At 64.5% G+C, this 1,681-nt stretch carries 1 protein-coding gene; it reads right to left on the minus strand.

Features of this window, described 5'->3' with window-relative positions; genetic code table 11:
* Window positions 1-18: 18 nt before the first annotated feature.
* On the minus strand, window positions 19-1,491 hold the full coding sequence (locus DAT35_RS57880) for an IS66 family transposase (protein ID WP_108077986.1): 1,473 nt from the start codon (window positions 1,489-1,491) through the stop codon (window positions 19-21).
* Between the last annotated feature and the right edge of the window lie 190 nt (window positions 1,492-1,681).

A 1,681-nucleotide genomic window follows, 5' to 3' on the forward strand; every position in this document is an offset into this window, starting at 1 on the left:
CGGTAACCGTTCACCGGCTCAGACAGGAAGAGAAGCCTGAGTGCTGGTGGTGAATGGGAGGAGGGAAGGCAATGGCAGCCCGCGGCGATGTGCGTAGAGGAGGTCAGTGAGGTACTCCAACACATTGCGTCGTTGCAGGCCGAGTGTTGTCACGGCCGTCAAAATCCGCTCCACGAAGCGGCTACCTTCGGGCGACTGCGTCCCGAAGCTCGTCTTCCTGTACATGACGCAAGGGCGGATGAGCCTCTCCGCGAAATTGTTGGTCGGCTCCAGGCCTTCCACGTGGACGAAGGTCCACATGGCCTCCTCAAGCCGGAGTATCTGCTTCGCGATGCCGGCCGTCTTCTCCTCGGCACACACCTCGGCCTCGCGGAGCAGGCGTCCCACCTTCCGCTCTACCTCTTTCATCCGGCGCCCGAATGCTTCACGTGCCAGCGTCCCATCCCGCACGCGGTGCCACCACTTGAACATCCGGTTGCGCTCCTCCATGAGCTCCTGGCCGATTCGGGCCCCCTCACCGCCCCTGTCGATGAAGCCCTGGAAATCCCTGGTGAGGTGGCTCCAGCACAGCTGTCGCAGGGCGGTGTCGTACCAGTTGTACGCGCTCCATCTGTCGGTGGTGAGAAAGCCCGCGAAGTCCTCCCCCAGCAGCGCCTTGGCCACTTCACTGCCCCGGCTGGAGGAGATTCGGAATACCGCCACCAGTGCGGTTGCCGCCAACCACAGCCACGCTAGCCGGTGGCTCCCCTCTACCTTGCCCTCGTACCAGCCCGTTTCGTCCAGGTTGGCGGCGTCCTGGTTGCGTACGTATTGCTCCGCCTGCGCGACAGGCGCCGCCAGGGCTTCACTCATCTCCTGCTCGCGGTTGCGGATGGCACCCAGCGACAGGTGCACTCCCAGCAGGTCCGAGAGCGCATCGCGCACCAGCCGCTTGGATAGTCTGTACTTGCCAACCAGCAGACACGCCATTGCCGACAGGCGCTCACCAAACACATGGCCGGCTTCCTCGGGCGCGAGCAGGGCCTTGTTCAGTGTGCCGCAGTGCGCGCACTCCACCGCGTGGCACCGCCACTCCGTCACCAGCGCATTGAGCGGTGGTATCTCCACCACCTGGTGTCGCAACACCTGCTGCTGCCCACCCTCCAGCTTCCCCTCGCACTTGTTGCACCTCTCCGGGGCGGGCACGTCGATGAATCGGTCGACCTGCTCCGGCGGGAGCAACTGCCGCCCATGCACCTGGTGGCCGGGCTGGCCACCTGGACGTCGCCCCGTGGGCACTCGGGGTGTCCGTTTCACTCCTGGAGGGTCCGACGACGGTGGCTTGGAAGAATTGGTGGAGTTCTGCCTCAGCTGGGCCTCCAACTCCGCCACTCGGCGAGTGAGGGCCTTCACCTGTGCTTCCAACTCCGCGATGCGGGCGTCCCGCTCGGCCACTTGCGCTTCCAACTCCGCGATGCGCAGACGGGCATTTCTGGGCAGCACCTCCAACATGCAGTTGGTACACCACGCCCTACGTCACTCCGTCCAGCTCCACTTCTGCGGTCGGCTCTCTCCTGTCCACACCTCAACCCATCCAACCCCGTCCCTGGTCAACATCGACCATGTCGCGCATTCGACTGGTGCTCCACCGTTGCAACTGCCCATGCTCGTCCGGACGCATCAACCCGGTGAACGGTTACGA

This window comes from Vitiosangium sp. GDMCC 1.1324 (assembly GCF_003044305.1).
Lineage (GTDB): Bacteria > Myxococcota > Myxococcia > Myxococcales > Myxococcaceae > Archangium.